Origin of the sequence: Paenibacillus sp. V4I7 (assembly GCF_030817275.1) — a bacterium.
GTDB lineage: Bacteria > Bacillota > Bacilli > Paenibacillales > NBRC-103111 > Paenibacillus_E.
Map to the genome: position 1 here is coordinate 761,231 of NZ_JAUSZD010000002.1, position 22,000 is coordinate 783,230.

The 22,000-nt window shown below is 43.6% G+C and carries 24 protein-coding genes, 1 tRNA gene, 2 pseudogenes and 1 riboswitch; of the genes and pseudogenes, 13 read left to right on the top strand and 14 right to left on the bottom strand.

All coding sequences use genetic code 11. The annotated features are described in order from the left end of the window. The first annotated feature begins 94 nt into the window (after nt 1–94). A complete protein-coding gene (locus QFZ80_RS04595; protein WP_307557489.1) occupies nt 95–1,132 on the top strand; it encodes an EAL domain-containing protein in 1,038 nt (345 codons plus the stop codon). Between the two features lie 38 nt (nt 1,133–1,170). Next, a complete protein-coding gene (locus QFZ80_RS04600) occupies nt 1,171–1,842 on the top strand; it encodes a GGDEF domain-containing protein (protein ID WP_307557491.1) in 672 nt (223 codons plus the stop codon). Here QFZ80_RS04600 and QFZ80_RS04605 read toward each other — a convergent pair. After that, the gene (locus QFZ80_RS04605) at nt 1,828–2,577 is read right to left on the bottom strand and encodes an HAD family hydrolase (RefSeq protein WP_307548442.1); all 750 of its coding nucleotides are present in this window, start codon (nt 2,575–2,577) and stop codon (nt 1,828–1,830) included. The two genes, QFZ80_RS04600 and QFZ80_RS04605, sit on opposite strands and share 15 nt — an antisense overlap. 133 nt (nt 2,578–2,710) lie before the next feature. Between QFZ80_RS04605 and polA the strand changes: the two genes are divergently transcribed. The 5 genes from polA to QFZ80_RS04630 all read left to right on the top strand — a co-directional run bounded on the left by polA (nt 2,711) and on the right by QFZ80_RS04630 (nt 8,449). Then, nucleotides 2,711–5,371: a DNA polymerase I gene (gene polA, locus QFZ80_RS04610; RefSeq protein ID WP_307557493.1), complete on the top strand. Its 2,661-nt coding sequence runs from the start codon at nt 2,711–2,713 to the stop codon at nt 5,369–5,371. 123 nt (nt 5,372–5,494) lie between these two features. Continuing rightward, entirely contained in the window at nt 5,495–6,355 is an 861-nt protein-coding gene (mutM, locus tag QFZ80_RS04615) for a DNA-formamidopyrimidine glycosylase (RefSeq protein ID WP_307557495.1), read from the top strand. Nucleotides 6,356–6,452: 97 nt separating this feature from the next. After that, the gene (locus QFZ80_RS04620; protein ID WP_307557498.1) at nt 6,453–7,196 is read left to right on the top strand and encodes an MntP/YtaF family protein; all 744 of its coding nucleotides are present in this window, start codon (nt 6,453–6,455) and stop codon (nt 7,194–7,196) included. An 81-nt stretch (nt 7,197–7,277) separates the two neighbouring features. Next, nucleotides 7,278–7,874 (top strand): dephospho-CoA kinase, encoded by a 597-nt coding sequence (gene coaE / locus QFZ80_RS04625; protein ID WP_307548434.1) that lies wholly within the window; start codon nt 7,278–7,280, stop codon nt 7,872–7,874. Further along, on the top strand, nt 7,871–8,449 hold the full coding sequence (locus QFZ80_RS04630) for a lytic transglycosylase domain-containing protein (protein ID WP_307548432.1): 579 nt from the start codon (nt 7,871–7,873) through the stop codon (nt 8,447–8,449). The genes coaE and QFZ80_RS04630 overlap by 4 nt, the downstream gene beginning before the upstream one ends. A 101-nt stretch (nt 8,450–8,550) precedes the next feature. On the opposite strand, the gene QFZ80_RS04635 is transcribed toward QFZ80_RS04630, so the two are convergent. Then, nucleotides 8,551–8,775, bottom strand: coding sequence for an alpha/beta-type small acid-soluble spore protein (locus QFZ80_RS04635; protein WP_029199330.1), 225 nt, complete (start codon nt 8,773–8,775; stop codon nt 8,551–8,553). A gap of 115 nt (nt 8,776–8,890) precedes the next feature. Between QFZ80_RS04635 and nrdR the strand changes: the two genes are divergently transcribed. After that, the gene (nrdR, locus tag QFZ80_RS04640; RefSeq protein WP_029199331.1) at nt 8,891–9,370 is read left to right on the top strand and encodes a transcriptional regulator NrdR; all 480 of its coding nucleotides are present in this window, start codon (nt 8,891–8,893) and stop codon (nt 9,368–9,370) included. A gap of 164 nt (nt 9,371–9,534) precedes the next feature. On the opposite strand, the gene QFZ80_RS04645 is transcribed toward nrdR, so the two are convergent. Then, nucleotides 9,535–9,726: a hypothetical protein gene (locus tag QFZ80_RS04645; protein WP_307557500.1), complete on the bottom strand. Its 192-nt coding sequence runs from the start codon at nt 9,724–9,726 to the stop codon at nt 9,535–9,537. A gap of 39 nt (nt 9,727–9,765) precedes the next feature. After that, nucleotides 9,766–9,862: riboswitch (cyclic di-GMP riboswitch) on the bottom strand. A gap of 83 nt (nt 9,863–9,945) precedes the next feature. Between QFZ80_RS04645 and QFZ80_RS04650 the strand changes: the two genes are divergently transcribed. Together QFZ80_RS04650 and QFZ80_RS04655 are read left to right on the top strand one after the other, a co-directional pair. Further along, nucleotides 9,946–10,119, top strand: a complete 174-nt coding sequence (locus tag QFZ80_RS04650) for a hypothetical protein (protein ID WP_307548426.1) — start codon at nt 9,946–9,948, stop codon at nt 10,117–10,119. Between the two features lie 563 nt (nt 10,120–10,682). Then, nucleotides 10,683–10,874, top strand: a complete 192-nt coding sequence (locus QFZ80_RS04655; protein WP_307557502.1) for a transposase — start codon at nt 10,683–10,685, stop codon at nt 10,872–10,874. Between the two features lie 182 nt (nt 10,875–11,056). Here QFZ80_RS04655 and htpG read toward each other — a convergent pair whose 3' ends face one another. The 4 genes from htpG to QFZ80_RS04675 all read right to left on the bottom strand — a co-directional run bounded on the left by htpG (nt 11,057) and on the right by QFZ80_RS04675 (nt 14,480). Further along, on the bottom strand, nt 11,057–12,937 hold the full coding sequence (gene htpG / locus QFZ80_RS04660) for a molecular chaperone HtpG (protein WP_307557504.1): 1,881 nt from the start codon (nt 12,935–12,937) through the stop codon (nt 11,057–11,059). Between the two features lie 142 nt (nt 12,938–13,079). Beyond that, nucleotides 13,080–13,427, bottom strand: a complete 348-nt coding sequence (locus QFZ80_RS04665; RefSeq protein WP_307557507.1) for an MmcQ/YjbR family DNA-binding protein — start codon at nt 13,425–13,427, stop codon at nt 13,080–13,082. Nucleotides 13,428–13,443: 16 nt separating this feature from the next. After that, on the bottom strand, nt 13,444–14,103 hold the full coding sequence (locus tag QFZ80_RS04670; protein ID WP_307548420.1) for an NAD(P)H-binding protein: 660 nt from the start codon (nt 14,101–14,103) through the stop codon (nt 13,444–13,446). Nucleotides 14,104–14,147: 44 nt separating this feature from the next. Continuing rightward, nucleotides 14,148–14,480, bottom strand: coding sequence for a winged helix-turn-helix transcriptional regulator (locus QFZ80_RS04675; protein ID WP_307548419.1), 333 nt, complete (start codon nt 14,478–14,480; stop codon nt 14,148–14,150). Nucleotides 14,481–14,619: 139 nt separating this feature from the next. Between QFZ80_RS04675 and QFZ80_RS04680 the strand changes: the two genes are divergently transcribed. Then, on the top strand, nt 14,620–15,789 hold the full coding sequence (locus tag QFZ80_RS04680; RefSeq protein WP_307557509.1) for an MFS transporter: 1,170 nt from the start codon (nt 14,620–14,622) through the stop codon (nt 15,787–15,789). 186 nt (nt 15,790–15,975) lie between these two features. On the opposite strand, the gene QFZ80_RS04685 is transcribed toward QFZ80_RS04680, so the two are convergent. The 3 genes and pseudogenes from QFZ80_RS04685 to QFZ80_RS04695 all read right to left on the bottom strand — a co-directional run bounded on the left by QFZ80_RS04685 (nt 15,976) and on the right by QFZ80_RS04695 (nt 17,477). Continuing rightward, nucleotides 15,976–16,650, bottom strand: coding sequence for a vWA domain-containing protein (locus QFZ80_RS04685; protein WP_307555675.1), 675 nt, complete (start codon nt 16,648–16,650; stop codon nt 15,976–15,978). 69 nt (nt 16,651–16,719) lie between these two features. Next, nucleotides 16,720–17,235, bottom strand: a pseudogene (locus QFZ80_RS04690) (TerD family protein); the annotation flags it as partial. A gap of 80 nt (nt 17,236–17,315) precedes the next feature. Then, on the bottom strand, nt 17,316–17,477 hold the full coding sequence (locus QFZ80_RS04695; RefSeq protein ID WP_307548415.1) for a hypothetical protein: 162 nt from the start codon (nt 17,475–17,477) through the stop codon (nt 17,316–17,318). Nucleotides 17,478–17,622: 145 nt separating this feature from the next. Between QFZ80_RS04695 and QFZ80_RS04700 the strand changes: the two genes are divergently transcribed. Together QFZ80_RS04700 and QFZ80_RS04705 are read left to right on the top strand one after the other, a co-directional pair. Beyond that, the gene (locus tag QFZ80_RS04700; RefSeq protein ID WP_373460013.1) at nt 17,623–18,573 is read left to right on the top strand and encodes an ABC transporter permease; all 951 of its coding nucleotides are present in this window, start codon (nt 17,623–17,625) and stop codon (nt 18,571–18,573) included. 72 nt (nt 18,574–18,645) lie between these two features. Next, a pseudogene (locus tag QFZ80_RS04705) lies at nt 18,646–19,518 on the top strand (carbohydrate ABC transporter permease). Between the two features lie 140 nt (nt 19,519–19,658). On the opposite strand, the gene QFZ80_RS04710 reads toward QFZ80_RS04705, so the two are convergent. The 4 genes from QFZ80_RS04710 to QFZ80_RS04720 form a co-directional block, all read right to left on the bottom strand. After that, the gene (locus QFZ80_RS04710) at nt 19,659–20,042 is read right to left on the bottom strand and encodes a VOC family protein (protein WP_307557512.1); all 384 of its coding nucleotides are present in this window, start codon (nt 20,040–20,042) and stop codon (nt 19,659–19,661) included. Nucleotides 20,043–20,221: 179 nt separating this feature from the next. After that, the gene (locus QFZ80_RS04715) at nt 20,222–20,443 is read right to left on the bottom strand and encodes a hypothetical protein (RefSeq protein ID WP_307548411.1); all 222 of its coding nucleotides are present in this window, start codon (nt 20,441–20,443) and stop codon (nt 20,222–20,224) included. Between the two features lie 74 nt (nt 20,444–20,517). Next, nucleotides 20,518–20,925, bottom strand: coding sequence for a CBO0543 family protein (locus QFZ80_RS38810; RefSeq protein ID WP_373460371.1), 408 nt, complete (start codon nt 20,923–20,925; stop codon nt 20,518–20,520). An 832-nt stretch (nt 20,926–21,757) separates the two neighbouring features. Continuing rightward, nucleotides 21,758–21,830, bottom strand: a tRNA-Ala gene (locus tag QFZ80_RS04720). Nucleotides 21,831–22,000 lie beyond the last annotated feature (170 nt).

Below are 22,000 nucleotides of genomic sequence, written 5' to 3' on the forward strand. Positions count from 1 at the left end.
AGTCTTTACATACATTTTACATATGGATAATAAAGCCAGTCATTTGGTTTGATAGACTAGAGAAATAAGTATATTCAGGTAAGGAATGATGGACATGAATACTCAGTCAGAAATGCTGGAACAATTTTATAATATGATAAATAAAGAGCACATTTATTCCGTTTATCAACCTATTATCTCCCTGCAGGATAGTCAAGTCATGGGGTATGAAGCGTTAATACGAGGTCCCAAAGATAGTCCCTTTCATTCACCTTTATCCATGTTTCAATTCGCAGAACAGCAAGGTGAGCTCTATATGCTTGAGCAGATTGCGCGTGAAAAAGCGATTCAAGGATCCATTTTGGAGCATCCGCAGCAATTGCTTTTTATCAATATTTCATCACAAGTGCTTTATGATCCCGGGTTTGTTCCTGGTAAAACGCTTGAGATTTTACAGAAATACGGTCTGCGCCCCAGCAATGTCGTTTTTGAAATTACGGAAAGAAGTTCGATTGAGGATTTCTCCTTAGCTCAAAAGATTCTGGAGCATTACCGTAAACAAGGCTATCGAATTGCCATAGATGATGCTGGTGCGGGATATTCCTCCCTACAAGCGATTGCGGAACTTCAACCGGATTTTATTAAGATTGATCGTTCCCTCATTGAAAATATACATAAAAACAAAGTAAAAGAGTATATCCTTGAAACGTTCGTTACTTTTGCCCATAAAATGAACATTTCCCTTATTGCTGAAGGCATTGAACATGCGGACGAACTAACCAAATTAACACGACTCGGCGTGCATTATGCCCAAGGCTTTTTACTTGGAAAGCCAAATGAATCTCCCGCGAAGGTACAGGACACCCATAAAATGCTGATTTGGCAGCATCGCAAAGTACAAGGAGGCAATATGACTTGGAACATTGGCGACCTGAAAACTCCTGTGAAAGTGTTTGACAAGAAAAAACTGATTTCGGAAGTGGCTGAATACTTCAAAAAAAATCAAGAGGCTGTGGGTGTTGTCATCGTGGATGAAGAAGTGCCGGCTGGCCTCATGATGAAAGACCGTTTATTTCAGCAATTAACCGGGCAATACGCCTTCTCTTTGTCTGGAATCGAACCATTGACAGCATTATGGATGAATCGCCGCTGATTGTGGACGAGCTCATGCCTGTTGAGGAAGTATCACAAATGGCTACCTCACGCGCAATCAACCACTTATACGACCTTGTCATCGTTACAAGTAATGGGAAGATGGGAGGAGTAGCATCCATCCGAACGATTCTTGAGAGTATAACGAATGTACGTATGGAGTCTGCGCGTGTGGCCAATCCACTAACAGGACTGCCAGGCAATTTGCAAATCAAGCGCGAATTGAACAAGAGGATAAGTGAGAACAAACCGTTTCATGTGGTATATGCGGATTTGGATTACTTCAAGTGGTTCAATGATCGGTTTGGATTTCAAAAAGGGGACCAACTGATTCAATATACAGCGGATGTTATGCAGCAATCCATTGCGGTTTGTGGGACTCCGCATGATTTTGTCGGGCATGTGGGAGGCGATGATTTTATCGCGATCTCAGCCACGTTATCTCCAAAACAACTGTGTCAGGAAATCATTCGCCGCTTCGAACAAGGTGTGCAGATGTTCTATGAGGATGAGGAGTGGGAGTATGTATGGGATCGGAGCGGCAACAAGGTAAAGAGCGAGGGAGTTACGCTTTCGCTATCTTTAGTCGTCTGTGTCTGCGAATCTCCCATTTCACTCGAACACATTTCCCAAACAGCGGCTTTACTCAAAAAGAAAGCAAAAGCGCATCAAGGAAGTATTTATTATTTCATTGAATTAGAATGTGTATAACAATTGTTTAAAAGAACGGATTATGATGACCTTCTGTTTGCCGATTCGGCGCTCCGATATTTTCTTAATATTCCCCGGATGGATCCAGATCGCATCCATGCCGCTTGACGCGGCCCCCACCACATCATTACGCCACGAATTTCCAACCATAACACTTTGGTTTGAAGCCGTGCTCATCGTCTTTAGGGCTCTCTCAAAGATAGCGGGGTGCGGCTTTCGCGGTCCATCCTTCTCCGAACTAAATAAACGATCTTGATCGATCCACCTGGTAAGTTTCATTTTCTCCAAATTGCTCTGCAACCTCTTCCGATTTCCATTACTAATGATAGCCAGTTTATAGTTATGTGATAACGCCTCAAGTGTGTCTTCAACACCGGGAAAGAGGGCAACGAAGTTATCTTCCTGTTCTTCTACCTGTTCGAAAAAAGACCGTGTAAAAGCAGGACTTACGTTCACCGGCATAGGCTGAAGAGCTTTACGCAAACAAATGTGGCGCAGCTCATCAGGGGATATGGGACTCCTAATCGGTGCCTTTCGGTGACGGCTCCACTCCATCTTATAGCTTTGTAGGGCTTCTTGGGCTGTAAAAAGCATTTCGCCCGGATCCCATCTTGCTGTAAAGTCGTTCATGACTTCAAGGAATGCCGAATCAAAGCATTGTCTGCGATCCAGGATCGTATTATTCATATCGAAAAAAATAACCTTTTTGCGTATTGGTGAGAAAAAAGGGCTCATATGGAGAACCTCCTTCTGAAGACCGGCCCATTGAATAATGGATTCCATACATGTTTATGTGCGGAACTGTTTTTTTATTTTTATTTCGTATGCTATGATGAAGGAAGTATGTCAAAAATCGGGGTGCGAACTTATGGATAAGCTTATTATTATTGATGGTAACTCTATCGCGAATCGAGCTTTTTATGCTTTACCTCTGCTCAGTAATTCTAATGGTTTACACACGAATGCGGTTTATGGATTTACAACGATGCTGCTGAAATTAATAGAAGAAGAAAAACCTACGCATTTTCTCGTTGCGTTCGACGCTGGGAAAATAACGTTTAGACACAAAGAATACACGGAATATAAAGGTGGACGTGCCAAAACGCCGTCTGAGCTCTCCGAGCAGTTTCCGCTGATCAAAGAGCTGCTTCAAGCTTTCAAGATTCCACAGTTTGAGCTGACAGGCTATGAGGCTGACGATATCATTGGAACCTTGACCAAGGCAGCTGATGAAAGAGGCGAGAAGGTGCTTCTCGTTTCGGGGGATAAGGATATGCTGCAGCTGGCTTCTGAGCATGTGACCGTTGCGATCACACGTAAAGGAATTAGTGAAGTTGATCTTTATAATCCTGCAGAAATAAAAGAGAGATACGGCCTCACGCCTGCTCAAATTATCGACCTCAAAGGGTTGATGGGCGATACGTCGGATAATATTCCAGGCATTCCGGGTGTCGGGGAAAAAACGGCACTCAAGATGTTACATGAGTTTGGTTCCGTGGAAGAAGTTCTGGCCAATTCGGCTAGCCTCAAAGGCAAGATGAAAGAAAAAGTGGAAGAGCATGCCAAGGACGCCATCATGAGTAAGGAACTTGCGACGATTTTCCGCGAAGTGCCGATGGAAACCGAGTGGGATGTTTTCCGCTACGATGGCTTTGATGGACAAGCTTTATCCAGTATGTTCCGCAAGCTGGAATTCAAATCCCTCCTGGAAAAGATGGATTTCGGGCCAAGCAGCGTGTCGGAAGATCAAGTTGTCGAGAGTTTGGTTGCAGTTGTTGTAACCAAAGACAACATGGATGAGTTGATTGGTAAAATAGGCGATAACGCTGCCATCCATGTTGAGGCTGTTGGGGAAAATCCGCATCAAGCTGTGGGGGTTGGCGTTGTCTGGTTTACGTATGATGGGGAAACGAATACATCTTACTTCGTGCCTTTAGCGCTGCTGAAGAGCGAAGCGGGCGAGCCGCTGCGCACTTGGCTAGGCGATGATTCCAAGAAGAAGCAGCTCTTCGACCAGCACCGTGCCCAGCTGGTGATGGCTTGGCAAGGCATCCACCTCAAAGGGGTGGACTTCGATGCTCTGCTGGCCGCTTACTTACTCGATCCGACAGAGTCGAATCTTAGCTTGAGCGGCTTGACGGGCAAGTACAGCCTGCCGGGCGTTAAGACCGACGAGGAAGTGTTCGGCAAGGGAGCGAAGTTTCGCTTGCCTGAGCTTGCTGCGCTTAGCGACCACTTGGGCCGCAAAGCGATGGCCATTGCGCGCATCGTGCCCGTGCTGCGCGAAGAACTGGAGAAGAGTGAGATGCATAGCCTCTTCTACGAGCTAGAGCTGCCGCTAGCAGGCGTTCTCGCGGAGATGGAGCTGCGCGGCATAGCGCTGGATGCCGAGGGGCTCAAAGCATTCGGCGTGGAGCTTGCAGGCAAGCTGGATGCGATCATGACCCGCATCTACACGCTCGCCGGCGTAGAGTTCAACATCAACTCGCCGAAGCAGCTTGGCGAGATCTTGTTCGAGAAGCTGGGGCTGCCAGCTTGGAAGAAGACCAAAACCGGCTACTCGACGGATGCCGAGGTGCTTGAGCGCCTTGCGCCCTACCACGAAGTCGTAGGGGAGATTTTGAACTACCGTTCGCTTGCGAAGCTGCAATCGACGTACGTCGAAGGGCTGCTTAAAGAGGTGCGGCCGGAGACCGGTAAGGTGCATACCTATTACCGGCAGACGATTGCCGCCACGGGCCGGCTCAGCAGCCAATTCCCGAACCTCCAGAATATTCCTATTCGTCTGGAGGAAGGCCGTAAGATCCGCAAGGTATTCGTTCCATCCGAGCCTGGATGGTACATTCTTGCTGCGGATTACTCGCAGATCGAGCTGCGCGTGCTTGCGCACATCTCGCAGGATGAGAATCTGAAGGAAGCGTTCCTTCAGAATATGGACATCCACACGAAGACAGCCATGGACGTCTTCGGGGTAGAAGAGAGCGCTGTCGACGCGAACATGCGCCGTCAGGCCAAAGCCGTCAACTTCGGGATCGTTTACGGCATCAGCGACTACGGCTTGTCCCAGAACTTAGACATTACCCGCAGGGATGCAGCCCAGTTCATTGAACAGTATTTTGCTGTATTTCAAGGGGTTCGCAAATATATGGACGATATCGTGAAGGATGCTCGCAGGGACGGTTATGTCACGACCTTGCTGCAGCGTCGCCGCTATCTTCCCGAGATCACGGCATCGAACTTTAATCTGCGTTCCTTCGCTGAACGAACAGCGATGAATACGCCGATACAAGGGACGGCTGCTGATATCATTAAACTAGCCATGGTCCAGATGGCCGACCGTTTGAAACAAGACGGACTCAAGAGCCGCATGCTGCTTCAAGTACACGATGAGCTCGTCTTTGAAGTCCCCGAAGAGGAGCTTGAGACCATGCGCCGGGTAGTACCGGAAGTCATGGCTGCAGCCCTTAAACTGGATGTCCCGCTTAGCGCGGACGTCGACTTCGGCCTTACTTGGTACGATGCCAAGTAAGTTGCACTAGTACTGAAATCGGTCAACCCGGAGGACGTAGCCCCTGAGCGAGCCAATCCGGCACTCTCGGCCTCGCCTTCTCGCCCGCTTGGCCAATCAACAACACAAAAGAGGTGAACATCCGTGCCTGAACTACCCGAAGTCGAAACGGTCAGACGTACGCTGAACAATTTAATCACCGGAAAAACGATTGAGCAAGTTCAGGTCAGACTGCCTCGCATCATCCAAAAGCCGGACGATATTCATATGTTTGAGGTTCTTCTGCAAGGTCAGACGGTTGAGACGATAGAACGCAGAGGGAAATTTCTGCGCTTCATACTTACTGATTACGTCATGGTTTCTCATCTGCGGATGGAAGGACGGTACGGTCTGTATGCTGGTGAAGATCCGTTGGAGCTTCACACCCATGTGTTGTTCCGCTTCACCGATGGCAGCGAGCTCCGCTATAAGGATGTTAGACAATTTGGAACGATGCATCTGTTTCCCAAAGGGGAAGATCTCACGCAGCCTCCGCTGCATAAGCTTGGACTTGAACCGCTTGATGAAGGCTTCACCTTCGAGGTTTTTCGAGACCGGATCGCTCATCGTTCGACGAAGATAAAACCGCTGCTGCTGAATCAAGAATATATCGTGGGTATCGGGAATATTTATGTAGACGAGTCCCTTTTCTTGGCTGGCATTCATCCAGAGCGCGAAGCCTCCTCGTTGAGCAAGAAGGAACTCGTACTCCTTCACTCAGCTATCATACGTACCCTTCGTGAATCAGTTGAAGTTGGTGGGTCCTCCATCAAATCGTATGTGAATGGACAAGGCGAAATTGGCTTGTTCCAGCATCAACTGAACATTTATGGCAGACAGTCCGAGCCCTGTAAAACATGCGGGAGTGAGATCTACAAAACCGTTGTTGGCGGCAGAGGAACGCATATTTGCCCAACCTGCCAACCGTTAAAGCGGACTAGAAACCGAAAGAAGTCAGAGAAATAGGCACCTGAAGCCCCCCCTCCCCATATGATATGGAGTAATTAGCCTAGATAAACGGCTTACAAGCTAGTTTCTAGGTATAACTCTTAGGAGGGGTATTATGCTTCCTGTAGTTTCACTACTTATTCTTGCTTTCGCAGTTTCCTTGGACGGCTTCGGCGTCGGTGTGATGTATGGATTACGTAAAATACGAATTCCACTCCTCTCCATTGGGATTATATCGCTTTGGTCTGGTATCATTATCTACAGCTCGATGCAGATCGGTGTACTGATGTCGTCCTTCATGTCTCTCTTGGTAGCTAAGCGAATCGGTGCTCTTATATTAATCGGAATTGGCATCTGGGCATTGGCACAAATGAGACAACAAAAGCCTCAAGAGCATCAGGAACGGGGGAGAGTCGCATCTTTAGATCAAGCATCGATAAGCGGTGTTCTTCCTTTACCAGAGGGTAAGCATCCGGGTTCTGGAGAAATTCTCACGTTTGATACGTTGCAGAGAACGAAGGAAATATTGAATATCGAGCTGAAACGCTTCGGACTGGTTATTCAAATTTTGCGAACGCCATCCATTGCAGACGTTGACAAATCGGGTAATATTTCGGCTTCAGAGGCAACATTGCTTGGTTTGGCGCTATCTTTGGATGCGTTCGGTGCAGGCATTGGCGCCGCTTTAATTGGTTTCGTTCCACTGTTAACAGCTTCCGTCATTTCGATATCAAGTGGTTTATTTATTGCATTAGGTTTGCGGTTTGGTTTACGGTATGCGGAGATGAATTGGATGAAGAAACTGTCTGTACTTCCGGGATGTGTACTTATTATCATGGGTCTATTTAAATTGTTGTAGCACGTCCTTTTACTGTATTTCGTAAATCTTTGGGATATGAGAAAGTTTTCCGAGTGGAAAACGATTAGGAGAGATTTGCCCATGAATATCGGGTTAACAGGAGGTATCGCTTGCGGCAAAAGCACGGTTAGCGCCATGCTGGTTAGCCGCGGCGCCCTATTAGTAGATGCGGATATGATAGCCCGCGATGTCGTCGAGCCCGGCAGCCCTGTTCTTGAACAGGTTGCTGCACATTTTGGACAAGCTGTTCTTCAGGTAGATGGCTCACTTCATCGCAAGAAGCTTGGCGAGATCATTTTTGGTAATACGGAGGCACGCAAGCAGCTGGAAAGTATTCTGCATCCGCCAATTCGTGCACAAATACGTGAACAGATGGAGGCCTATGAACGGCAATTTCCAGACAAGCTTGTTGTGGTCGATGTCCCTTTATTAATCGAATCTAATTTATCCTTCATGTTTCAAGAAGTTATGGTTGTTTATGTACCCCGTCCAGTCCAGTTGGAGCGGCTAATGCAGCGAGATGGACTGTCAGAAAGTGCGGCGAATAATCGCATTGATGCTCAGATGTCCATTGAGGAGAAACGTAAATTCGCGGATGTTGTCATTGACAACAGCGGTACATGGGAAGAAACTAACGCTGAAGTGGAGCGGTTTTGGTTAGGAAAGGGGCTTTCATGACCTTTTTACGTAAAAAACGAGTTTTTGCCCTGCTTCTTGTTTGTTTTGTTCTGGTTCTCTTTATGAATAGTGATTTTATCGGAAGAAAGCTGTACCCGATCTATTTTGAGCAGGAAATTAGGCAGAGCGCGGCGAAACACAATATAGATCCATTTCTAATTGCTGCGATTATTAGGGTGGAGACGAATTATAAATATCATTTGGAGTCAAGCAAGGGTGCTTTAGGCCTCATGCAGTTGATGCCTGATACGGCAGAGTGGATTGTAGAATCCACGAATTTAGGGCCTCATGTGCAGGAAGATTTATTAAAAGTGGACGTAAATATTAATCTTGGTTCTTGGTATTTGAGCTGGCTTAAGAAGCATTATAATGGTAATTTAATTTATGCGATTGCGGCTTATAATGCAGGTCAAGGTAATGTGAATAAATGGAAGCAAAATGACGTTTGGGATGGTTCAGAAGAGCATATTAATCAGATTCCATTCGGAGAAACACGTCACTATGTACAGCGGGTACTCTATTATTACGAGAAATACACGAAGCTTTATTCTCAGCAGTGGGGAAAGAAGGATTAGGATTCCGTCTCTACATAAACAAAGAAGCATTGGACTAGCTCCTTTTGGGGGCTTAGAGTCCAATACTTCCTGTTTTAGAGCTCAATAGCTAGGATTCAAGATTACTTGAATTGACCAGCCAAGGATTGCTCTGCGATTTGTACTAAGCGACGAGTGATGTTACCACCAATGGCACCAGCATCACGAGTAGCCATATTACCCATATAACCATCTTGTGGGATGGCGATACCAAGTTCTTGCGCTACTTCGTATTTTAACTGATCCAAGGCTGCGTTAGCTTGAGGAACAACTAAAGTATTGCTGTTACGGTTTTGTCCTGCGCCCATGTCTGTTCACCTCCTTGTCGTTTGGTAATAGTATTGTGTGCATATCTCCTAAGTTCATGACATGTAACATATGGTAATAGATCAAAGAAGAGAAGAGAGAAAGGAGAGATAGCGAATGAAGTGTCCGTTCTGTGACTATTCCGGTACGAAAGTTCTTGATTCACGTTCAGCCAATGAAAACAAATCGATTCGTCGTCGTCGAGAATGTGAGAAATGCGCGAGAAGATTCACCACATTTGAGATGGTGGAAGAAACTCCGTTAATCGTGATTAAGAAAGATGGAAGTAGGGAAGAATTTAGTCGAGAGAAAATATTAAGAGGCTTGATTCGAGCTTGTGAAAAGCGACCTGTATCGATGGAGAGGCTTGAGATGATGGTTTCTGAAGTGGAAATGCAGCTTCGCACCACGGCTCATGCTGAAGTGGATAGTTTAAGCATTGGAGAAATCGTCATGGAACAGCTGTACCCCGTCGATGAAGTGGCGTACATTCGCTTTGCCTCCGTATACCGGCAGTTTAAGGACATTAATATGTTCCTGAAGGAGTTAACGCAAATATTGGGAAAGCATGACACCGGACTTCTCCGGGATAAATAATCGCTAAATATGACAAAAAATAAGAAAAAGACAGCGGGATTCCCGTTGTCTTTTCTCATTTTTTCCCGTGAAATCAACAATTGTGCGATTAAAATATATTTGAAAAAAATAAATCTTTAGACATCAACCGACTGTATTTTTGTGTGCTTTCGTGCATAATTCCTTTATTGAGTGCGTTTGTCCAGTTCACTTCGGAGAAAATGAATAAACCGAATAGCTTCATCTTGGGTTAAAACGTTGTTATCAAACTTAAAGGAGAACATATTCAAAAGATCACTTTCTGGAAGGTGCAAGTTATCAATTAATTGCTGTACATCCATACTCATTCTACCATCCACCGAAATTTTTCCCATCATCTTTGTTCCCTCCTAGTCTTTCTACATGAATCGGACGGAGGCGGTAGCTGGCTGACATTTTGGACATTCACAGAATGCCATTTTAGTCCCTGTAGCTTTGCGTCACCACTTTTCAGTGGTTTTGCCTTTATCGTACCGATTTATGTTTGTAAGAAAACTATATCATATTTACCGATTGAGTTTCCATTAATTACATTATTCGAAGGATGGTTGAAGCATATGTCCGTCAAGTCCAATCAAATTCCAAGCATTTCTTATGAATTAGATATCGTAAAAGTTGCTAACTCTCTCGGAATTGATCAAGATCGCTTATTGGCTTATGTGTATGCAAACTCGGATTCGAAGAAACAATATGAGGTAAAGGAAACCTTTCCCGATTATAAGAGTGGTTGATCATATAAAAAAAGGCATACTTACTTTCTGGGACATTTGCTCTAAGCGGTATTCAGAACGAAATTCATACTTCCATTGGATTTTTCCAATGGAAGTAGCAGACAGATTGCGAATACTTAAAGTGGGAGCTGAACTTTTCAAAAAGTAGTCGAATATGTCTGAGAGATAAACAGTCCACGCAGAGTTTACCGACCTGTGACGCAATGATGAAAAGTATCGTTACAGCATTAAAATGATGATTGAGCTCCCTTGCAACGATGTAAAACATCGTTCCATCAACCTTTTATGAAAAGTTATTCGCCCAATCGCCCTCGTAACGATATAAAACATCGTTGCAGCAATCGTAATGCGACCTCAACTTGAATCTAACGATGAAATACATCATTGCAGCAAAAGTTGCTGTGCAAAAAGTCGCCGAAGCTGACTGTGAGATAGGCCCGCGGTTCTTCAATTTCTTGCTGACGATAAATACGTGCAACTTGAGCACTACTTTGTCGACGGCACCAAAATTGAAGCCAATGCCAATCGGTATACCTTTGTTTGGGGTATAGCCGTCCAGAAGTATGGAACGTCATTACCGATGTGTAAGTTGTGAAGGATGTCCGTTGAAACCGCAGTGCACGAAAGCTGCAGGCCAGCGTGAAGTCAAAGTGAGCATGAAGTATTTGTGTTTAAAAACCAGCCACGTGAGAAGCCCCGCAGCGAAGAAGGCTAGCGGTTCGAAAAGGTTCCTGCTTCGAGGCTTACCAAAGTAAGTCTGGAGGTCGGGTGGCTTCGCTTGCCCACATTCACTGTGGCGGTGGACACCAAAAACAAAGGAGCTAAGCACATACAAGCCGCTTAGCTCCTTTTTCATTCAAATATTCACTATTTTTAAACAATTGGATCTGTCCCACACATCTATAATGTTACTTTTGAGACAGCCCCTTTAATCGTATTAAACCATGATTTTGCAGATATCGTTCGTGAATTCAACCGGATCTTGAAGAGGCAATCCTTCGATTAAGAGCGCTTGATTGTACAACAAAGCCGTATAAAGATTCAGCTTTTCTTTGTCTTTGTCAAAAGCGTCTTTTAAGGATACGAAAACTTCGTGATTGACGTTGATTTCCAGTACCTTCTCAGCCTTAACGTTAGGATTATTCGGCATGGCATTTAAGATTTTTTCCATTTCGATCGTCACATCGCCGTCCGTCGATAAGCACACAGGATGCTTTTTAAGACGTTTGGATGCTTTTACATTTGTAACTTTGCCTGACAATAGGTCTTTCATATAATCGAAAAGCTCTTTGTTGTCATTTTTGTCAGCTTCTGTTTCCGTTTGGTTGTCATCCACTTCAATACCAAGATCGCCGCTTGAAACGGATTTAAATTCTTTCTCTTTGTAGGTCATGATCATTTTGATCGCGAACTCATCGATATCATCGGTGAAGTACAAAATTTCATAGCCTTTATCCGTGACGAGCTCTGTTTGTGGAAGCTTATCAATTCTTTCCATCGATTCTCCAGAAGCGTAGTAAATATACTTCTGATCTTCCGGCATTCTTGCCACATATTCGTCCAGCGTAACCAGCTTTTTCTCCTTAGAGGAATGGAACATCAATAGATCCTGCAAGAGGTCCTTATGGCTTCCGTAGTCGCTGTAGACACCGAATTTAAGCTGTCGGCCGAAGGATTTGTAGAATTGCTCATACTTCTCTCTTTCGTCCTTCAGCAGGCTTTGCAGCTGGCCTTTGATCTTGCTCGAAATGTTTTTGGCAATTAGCTTCAACTGACGGTCATGCTGCAGCATTTCTCTGGAAATATTAAGCGATAGACTTTCTGAATCAACCATTCCTTTAACGAAGCTGAAGTAGTCAGGAAGCAGGTCCGCACATTTGTTCATGATCAATACGCCATTGGCGTAGAGCTCTAAGCCCTTTTCATACTCTTTAGAATAATAGTCAAAAGGAATATTTTCCGGGATAAAGAGGATAGCTTGATAGACTACAGCACCATCTGCGCTAACGTGAATATGTTTGAGCGGCTTGTCGAAGCCGTAATGTTTCTCGTGATAGAACTTCTCGTAATCTTCCGGAGTCAGTTCACTTTTGTTTTTTCTCCAGATTGGAACCATGCTGTTGACATGCTGCTCTTCTTGGTAATCCTCGAAGTCGCTTTCGCTGCCTTCTTTCAGCCTTTTTCCGGTAATGTCCATTTTAATCGGGTAACGAATGAAATCGGAATACTTTTTGATGATTGCTTTTAAACGATACTCGTCTAAAAACTCATCGAAGTTCTCATCTTCTGTATTATCCTTAATTTTCAGGATGATCTCTGTGCCCACTTCGTCTTTCTCCGCCGTTTCGATCGTGTAGCCATCAGCGCCAGTGGACTCCCACTTGTAAGCAACATCGCTGCCTAAAGCTCTACTAATTACGGTTACGACATCTGCAACCATAAACGCTGAATAGAAGCCAACACCGAACTGGCCGATGATATTGTGACCGTCTTTTGCTTCATTTTCTTTCTTAAAGGCCAAAGATCCGCTCTTCGCAATGATCCCCAGGTTATTCTCCAAATCTTCCTTCGTCATACCAATACCCGTATCACGCAGTGTAAGTGTGCGATTCGTTTTGTCGGCCATCACTTTAATGAAATAACTATCTTTGTCAAAAACTAACGTGTCATCGGTTAAAGCTTTGTAGTAAATTTTGTCGATAGCATCGCTAGCATTGGAGATAAGCTCTCTTAGAAATATCTCTCTTTGCGTATAAATCGAATTGATCATCATTTCCAATAAGCGCTTGGATTCAGCTTGAAACTGTTTCTTTTCCAATGGGAGATCTCCTTTCAAATATGTAGAAATTAGTCAGAGATGATTATTAGCACTCTCAGTCTTCGAGTGCCATCCCTATCTTTATAACACTCCTAATTTTCAATGTCAATATTTCATGCGATATGAGCTTCAAGCAACTTTGCTATGAGCTTATCGCACCATTAAAAGCTTTTACGACTTTCTTAGGAGCTACAAGGCTCCAGGCTAGCGTAAGCATATTACGACATTCCTGAGGATGGATACGATCCAATCGAATAATCATAAAGGCTAAGTTTTGGAAGCTGTCTGGCATCTGATAAACATCAGGATCCATCATGGTGTAAGCCGGTCGATCTTCTTTGGTCGTTTTAATCACGAGTGACACACCATCTGGTTGGATAACCGCAAAAATTTTGCTGCGTACACGAAAGGAAGGTTTTTCCCAATGGTCATGTTCTTCCGTTTCCGGTAATGACAGCGCGAAGCTTCTAATTTCATCAGCAGTAACCATGATCTTCCCTCGATTCTCAAATGAGATTGATATCCCTGCCCTCAATAATTGATTTTGGATAACCTTGCTTGGCAATTTTGATCATTGCGCGTCCGATCTTTTCTGAAGTCGTAACCGAATTCGGGAACCATTTTTCTAACAAAGGGTAGAGAGGTTTCGTTATGGTGTAAATGCTTTGGTATAGTTTAGTCTTGGACTTGACGCCGTGCAATGGAAGAATACCTCCTGGACGGAACATGTAAGCCGCCTTAAAAGGAAGCTTTAGCAAATCATTCTCCGTTTTTCCCTTCACCCGTGCCCACATACTGCGGCCATTTTCCGTACTATCGGTTCCCATTCCAGTTACATAGAAGAACGACATGTTAGGGTTCAATCTCACTAATGTCTCAGCAACATGCATGGTAATATCATAGGTTATTGCCCGATAGCGGTCTTCGGTCATACCCGCGGAAGAGACACCAAGACAGAAAAAACAGGCATCGAAGCCCGACAGTTTATGCTCAATGTCAGATAGATCCAGAAGATTAGCTTGTACCTGTTCGTGCAATTTGGGATGTTTCTGACCGGTGGTGTTTCTACCTACAGCTAGTACACTTTGAACTTGAGGATCGAGGAGGCATTCGCGCAGCACGCTTTGTCCGACCATACCCGTAGCTCCGAAAAGAAGGACGTTCAAATCTAACACACCTTTCACTTTCATTTGATTTGACCGAATCTTCGTTAGGGGTTATTGCTTTCCCATCTCTTGGCCCATTTATCCATCTCTTTCAGAGCGGTCTGAAAATCAATTCCTTTTTCCGTCAATGAATATTCGACCATTATGGGTACAGTTGGAGTTACTTGACGGAGAACAATCCCGTTTTGCTCTAAATGCCGCAGCACATCCGTTAAGGATTGTGTCTTGACGATCGCTAAATCTCTATGAAGCTGTTTAAATCGTTTGGGGCCTTTAGATAGCTCCGCGATCACTAGGAAGGCCCATTTGGCACCAAGTATAGTCAATACGGAACAGATGTTAGAGAAGTCATGCACATCTTCTTGTAATGGTTCCATGTGGCTTCACCTTCTTACTTATAGTTAGTTAGTCAAAATACTTGGATAATGTCCAAATATTTTGCCTTCTTACATTATTATCGTAACCTTATTATACTTCAATAAAACGATCACGGAATAGCAGAAAGGAATGAATCGAATGAATCGACTGTCTATCTACATCCTTGCCCTAGGGGTATTTCTAACGGCGACCTCCGAATTGGTTGTTGCCGGAATTCTTCATGTCATTGCTGAAGACTTAAACATTTCTATCGCTCTAGCGGGGCAGCTAATCACAGCCTATTCTCTTGCGTTTGCGATTGGAACCCCCATCATTGTGTCCCTTACTTCCCGGATGGGGCGTAGGAAAGTGCTGCTAGGCTCATTGGCTGTATTTATCTTGGGTTGCTTGGTTTCTTTTGGGAGTTCGGAGATTTCGGTCTTGATGGTTTCTCGTATTATTCTTGGGGTAAGCGCAGGCGTTTACCTTGTCGTAGTGTTTGGTGCGGTTGCCAAATTAGTGCCTGCTGAGAAACTAGGAAGTGCGATCGGCACGATCGTGCTTGGGTTTAGCAGCGCTATGATATTAGGGGTCCCGATTGGAATTGCCATCACCAATTGGTGGAGTTGGCAAGCCATTTTCATTATTTTAGGCTTATTCAGCCTGTTAATTACATTTATAATCTTCCGCCTTCTTCCAGAGATCGAAGGGGACGCTCCGGTTCCGTTCGGGCAGCAATTTAAAGTGTTGGGAAGTCTCGTCATCGTAAGCGGTTTGTTCCTCACCTTTTTTAGGGAATCGGGTAATTCGATTTTATTTACGTATCTGACGCCATTTATACAAGACGTTCTACATTTGAAGGCCTCCAATATAAGCATCATTATGCTTGTTTTCGGTATTTTTGGAGCTATCGGTTCTCGTTTAGGCGGTTATGGTGTTGATAGATGGGGAGCGGCTCGCGTCATTACGCTAAGTATTATCGTTCATGTAGCAGCTCTAGCTCTACTGCCTTTTTTTGTAGAATCATTAGTTATCAGTCTAATGTTAATCGCTCTTATGGTGTTCTCCATGTTCGTGACCGGTCCAGCAATCCAAACGTATTTTATTCAACAAGCGCCGCTGTCATCCAATCTCGTTCTCAGTTTGAATACATCCATCATTCATTTGGGATTAGCGGTGGGAGCTGGAGCGGGGGGAGTGATGGCGAACGCGACTTCGACAGTCTTCTATCATCCATGGATGGCAAGCATGATAGTGGCGCTCGGGTTGGCGGCAGCCTTCCTCAGTTTTAGGGTGGGGAAGAAGGTTCACAGTTATAGTCCTGAATGATTCTTGCCCTCCGCTACTCATAATGTCTCCGCAGCGGCACAAGAGCAGTTGGCATCTGTGGAAGAAATCGCAGCGTCCTCAGAGTCATTATCTAATATGGCTATTGAGCTTCAAGAGATAAATGAAAAATTTAAACATAACACAAAACAAGGACAACCTTTAATGGGTTGTCCTTGTTAAATATTTTTAATTCCGAATAATTCTTTTGGCCGTTGCCTCTTTAAGCCATAAAGGGAATTCATTCAATAGAAGATTATATAGCGTTTCATCAGAAATCGAAGCAATATCTTCAATGTGAATAAAATTAGCGTTATCTACGATTCGTCCTTCCATCGTGTCCAACTGCTTCAGCACATCAAAATCAGAATCGCCAATGCCTACGAATTGCCAAAAAATCGGTTGTACGGAAGATTCGGTGATGACTTTCTTGATGGGTTTTACGACACCGCCGTCATTGATGAATACCATAAATACGGGTATAGAGGAGTCTTCTTCAACGGTATATTTACGAATCACGTCCTGCATGACGGGCGGCTCATTATTCCGGCCAAACTTATGTATCGTCTTGTTATTCATAATATGCTTCTGTACATAGTGCTCGAAATCATCCTCCGTAGCGGAAGGCAATCTGCTGAATTCGTTGTCGTAGATCCAGACGTCTAGTGTCCCATTATCATCAAACTTACAAGCGACAGCCAGTATGCGCTCCACCACTTCCTGAACCGTTCCGTTCTTGTACAACGTCTGCATTGATCCTGAGATATCGAGAACTAAGCCTACTCTGGCGGTAAAGTTGGTCAACTTTTTCTTTTCCAATGTGATCTGAACGATTTTCTTACGTAAATCGATAGACGATAAGATCGTTTTCTCCGCTGCTGCAGCCACTTCTTGCTCATCTTCCTCAGCGATCTCAAGTCCGAAATTCGTGCACAATGCCGCTAATCCTCCATAAAATCCGCTTCCAATTGCGTTGAATCTCCATTCCCCATTGTGACTGTATAACTCGCCGACTACAATTGCTGTCTCCTTGGAAAGATCTGAACCATATTCAAACCGGAATATTTCTTCACCATTATCGACATTACCGAGTCGTAAATAGGAATTCGATATATCCTTCATCATATGTCCATGCTTCTCGCCCTCGTGAATCGTTAGGGTAAAAGCCATTTTCGCAACGCTCTTCGGGAGCTTGGACAAAGAGATGCTGAATGCTTCCTTGTCTATGCCATTTATTTGTTTATGATTCACTGCTCCGCTATGCGCAGATGGATTGCCGTAAAATATAAAATCCTCATCCCGTTCGCATCGGCTATTTTCCGACAACATAAAACAGGCAGCATCAATGTTCATTGCGGCAACTGACGATGTCCACCCGAATTGCAGGATAAGGTTAGATAGACCTGTTCCTTTTGTGATATCAATTTTTTGTCCTTTCAACAGTAACATATGTTCATCTCCTCAAATCATGGCCTTTAAATAAGCTGTCATTCAAAGCATGATATCTATTTTCGACCATTTACTACCGTTTACCTCTTGCTATCTTGCGCTACCTCGGCTGTGGCAACAACTAGCAGCTCGAAGCCGATCGGGATGAACAAAATGATAATAAGACCGTTCATTTTGGCAAACAGACTAAACCTGGGACCGACCCTTCTTTTGACAAACGCAATACCTCTTTGCAGCTCCATAACTGATCCCCCCAGAAGATATCCCTAACAAAACCCTATCCATCCTAACATTGTCTTATAGTTTAAGGGCAGCGTTTGTTGATACTATATATATCAGGGTTTCTCAAAATACACAAATGAGTTTTAGGGAACGGGGTAGAGAGCTATGGATGCAAATACAGTACATCAAGTGACCCACAAGGCTACCGAAGGCGTTAAAAGGAAAAACAGCTACAAACAACCATGGATGCTTCATCTCATGGTGCTGCCGGCTGTCATATTGGTTTTCATTTTTTCTTATCTTCCAATGACGGGGATCGTTATGGCGTTTCAGGATTATAAATCAGGATTGGGAATAATCGGCTCCCCGTGGGTCGGCTTGAAGCATTTTCGTTATATGTTGGAGAATGATTATTTTTTGAAAATTACGTGGAATACCCTGTTCTTTGCTTGTACGAAGATCGTGATGAACTTAATCATTCCATTTATTTTCGCCTTGTTATTGAATGAGGTAAGGAACATGGGGCTCAAAAGGTCTATTCAAACACTTGTCTACTTTCCCCATTTTCTTTCTTGGGTCACACTCGCAGGAATTTTGATTGATTTGCTCGCCCAGACGGGGCTTGTCAACCAGTTCCTTTCCAGTGTGTTCGGTATTAAGCCGATTTTCTTTCTAGGCGACGGCAATTGGTTCCGATTTAACATTATTTTCAGTGATGTCTGGAAAGAATTTGGATTCAATACGATTTTCTTCCTAGCAGCGCTTACTGCCATTAATCCAGCGTTGTACGAAGCAGCTGAAGTCGACGGAGCGAGCCGCTTAAAGCAAACGTTGCATGTTACCATTCCATCACTAATACCGATCGCAATCGTAGTTGCAACTTTGGCTCTGGGCAATGTACTGAATGCGAACTTCGACCAAGTGTTTAATTTATATAGTCCTCTGATCTATCAGCAGGGGGATATTATCGACACGTTTGTGTACCGGGAAGGACTTCTTAGTGGGCAATTCAGCTTCGCAACAGCAGTCGGTCTATTCAAATCATTGATCAGCTTAATTCTAATCATCATATCCTATCGTCTTGCTTATAGATTCGCTGGGTATCGAATTTTCTAAGTGAATGCTTATGAAAACTAAGTAACGCTTACGAAGCCAGTTTTCTTACGAAAACTCTAGGGAGGACAACATATGTACCACAAAACATTATCTTATCGCATATTTACCATGTTTAACAATGCGCTGTTAATTATAATCTCTATTCTTTGCCTACTGCCGTTGTTCCACTTACTGATGGTGTCTTTAAGCTCAAATGCCCCTGCCAACGCCGGGTTGGTTACGTTTTGACCGATTGGTTTTACACTTGAAGCCTACGAAAAAACGTTTAACAATGCCCAATTTCTTACATCACTTGGAGTATCTATAAAACGGACTGTCCTTGGAACGGTGCTTGCGATGTTCGTTAACGCAATTGCAGCTTACGCGCTCTCGAAAGACACTCGCGTCTTTCGCGCTCGCACCGGCTATCTCTGGTATTTTGTCATAACCATGCTGTTCAATGGGGGCCTGATTCCAAACTATATCCTTATCTATAAGCTCGGTTTGATGAACACGATGATGGCGCTTATCCTGCCAGGAATGGTAGCGGTCTATAACCTCATTCTACTTCTTAACTTCTTCCGTAACGTTCCCAAAGATCTCGAGGAAGCTGCTTTCATTGACGGAGCCGGTCATTTTCGAACTTTCGTCATGATTTACTTACCGATCTCATTACCGGCCATGGCCACGATTACATTGTTTACGATGGTTGGACATTGGAACGCTTATTTTGACGGCTTGATCTATATGAAAGATGCTGAACATTTGCCGCTTGCAAGTTTCATGCAAACCATAATTGTTCAAGCGGATATGTCGAAGATTGATTTATCAGCAGTTGCTAGTCAATCTCAACGTACAATTCGGGCATCTCAAATTTTTATCGGCGCCCTGCCAATATTGGTGGTCTACGCCTTCCTGCAAAGGTTCTTTGTGAAAGGGATTTCTATCGGTGCTGTCAAGGAATGATGGGATGAATCAGCCAGGGAAATGGCTCTCTTATGAAGCTCTATGAAAAGAAGAACACTGTAACCTTAATGGTTGCAGTGTTCTTCTTTTATACATCCTATTTTCATGTTACACCGATGAGGCTGATTAGGAATTGCCTCTCACTCCTTCGGCATCTTACTCATATCCATATACAGCAGATTCCAGCGATGACCATCCAAATCAGTGAATCCGGCGCCGTACATCCAACCCTGATCATGGGGCTCACTGTAGATAGTGCCGCCAGCCTTTACTGCTTTCTCTAACATTTCATCTACTTCTTCTTTGCTCTCAGCATCAATGGAAAGCAATACTTCGGTGCCTTGCTTGGTATCTGTAATATCATTTTTCGTGAAGCTTTTGAAAGTGGACTCCGGGAAGAGCATCACAATAACATGGCTATCTCCGATTAGTAAGCCAGCGGCATCATCACTATTGTGATGTCTCGGATGAAAAGAAAATCCAAGCTTGGTGAAAAACTCTTTTGACTTATGTAGGTCCCTCACCGAAGATTGAGCCAAAATTCTTTGGTCATTGTCATTTCTCCTTTATATGTAGAAGTGATTATTTCTGAGCTCTTATCGTTAATACTAGAGCAACCTTAAAAGGTACGGATTAATCTGGTTGGTTGGTGAAAAGCTCGTAACTAGGATCGGATCCAATTGAATCGGTAATTAAACCGCTTTCAAATGATTTCACTTTTAACTATGTGAGGAAGAAGATCACAAGATATATCCGCTTTGAGATCAAGGATACATTGCAAGGCTTGCTGCTCATCAATACCCAGAATACTGGTTAAGTAATATAGCATGTGATCATAGATCGAGCCGAAACTCTCTAATTCGTTGGGGTTATCGGACAAATATTTATGATGTTTCTTAACGAAATTCTCGGTGACAGGATTCAAAATGAGATACCTCCAACTGGTTATAAAATCAATCTATCACAATTGATTAGAGGTGAATAGGAATTTTTTTATATCTATGAATTACCATACATGTTCTTTATTTTTTTGAAAAACCACAGATAGTATCCGTATGAAATTAATAGAGTGAAGGTTATGCTTATGAAGCTCCAATACCAAGCCCAATTTAAGTATTTAATCAGTTGAGTATACTTTTCTAGATTGACTTCAATTATTGTAATAACGGTTGGAAAACTAAGGATGTAAATAGATTTAACAAACCATGATCTGTCTTTAGGAAAATGAACATTAAAAATGGCACTTACGGCAGGGAAAACGAAATATTCAAAAGTAAAACTTGATTTGTAAATCATCTTAAGAAATCCTACAGGGTATTCGATGAATCCTTTTTGGACAACCCAAGCACCAAATAACCAACTGGGAATTTGCATGAATAAAAAGCTTACTTGTGCTTGGATCGGAATTTTCCGGTTTAATAAATATCACAAGAAGAAGAACAGTAATAATCCAAGCTAAATATAGAATGACCATATCCATAATTATCAGTCCCGTTATTTTAATACTTGAATTATCGTCAAAAGTGAAGAGTTTTAATCTTTAATTCAGAAGTAGTAGATAGACATTAATGAACTGAAATGTTGAGCGACATGGCGTTACTTACAATCTTTGAAAAGCTCTTTCATTTATGTAAATTGTCTCATGGTTTTTTTAAAAGTATTAGTATGGATGTAGACCAGAGCCGCACGGGAAATTTGCCCGACATAGGGTATTGATGTGGGTGAAGATACATATATCAGCTCCCACTTGTGAATTTCGAAGTCTGCCTGCTGCTTCCATTGGATTAATCCAGTGAAAGTAGGGATTTGGCAGCCAAAAAGTCAATTCCATTGGATTATTCTAATAGAAGCACGAATTTCAGAGACTGAAAGTAGATTCCATTGGAAAAATCCAATGAAGTATGATTTTCGTTCTGAGAACCGATTCGAATTTCGCAGAAGGGCAAAGATCTTAAAGAGCCGTCCGCGCGGGCGAACCCTCGGGGGTTCTCACCCCCGATTCCACATAAAAAAACGCGATCCCGAAGGACCGCGTTTTTTCTAGTATGGAATCAAGGGGGATGTATGAATCTTGATTTAAATGGCTGACGAAGAAGACTCGACGCAGACGAACTTAGCAGTAGATTCAAACGCCGTGCTCCTACGCATACGCTCCGTCCGCGCGGGCGAACCCTCGGGGGTTCTCACCCCCAATTCCATACAAAAAACGCGATCCCGAAGGACCGCGTTTTTTCTAGTATGGAATCAAGGGGGATCGAACCCCTGACCTCTTCGCTGCCAGCGAAGCGCTCTCCCAGCTGAGCTATGACCCCTCAATGTCGTTCAATTAATGTCGACTTTTCGTATTATACATGAATTATTCAGCTCAAGCAAGTCCTGTGTCGGAGAATTTTACTATAGTTTTTCTTCCATGCATAGCCATTTGACGTTTCTGTTGCAAAGAGTGGCAAACGTTGTTTTCAGCCGGTTATTCATGCTAACC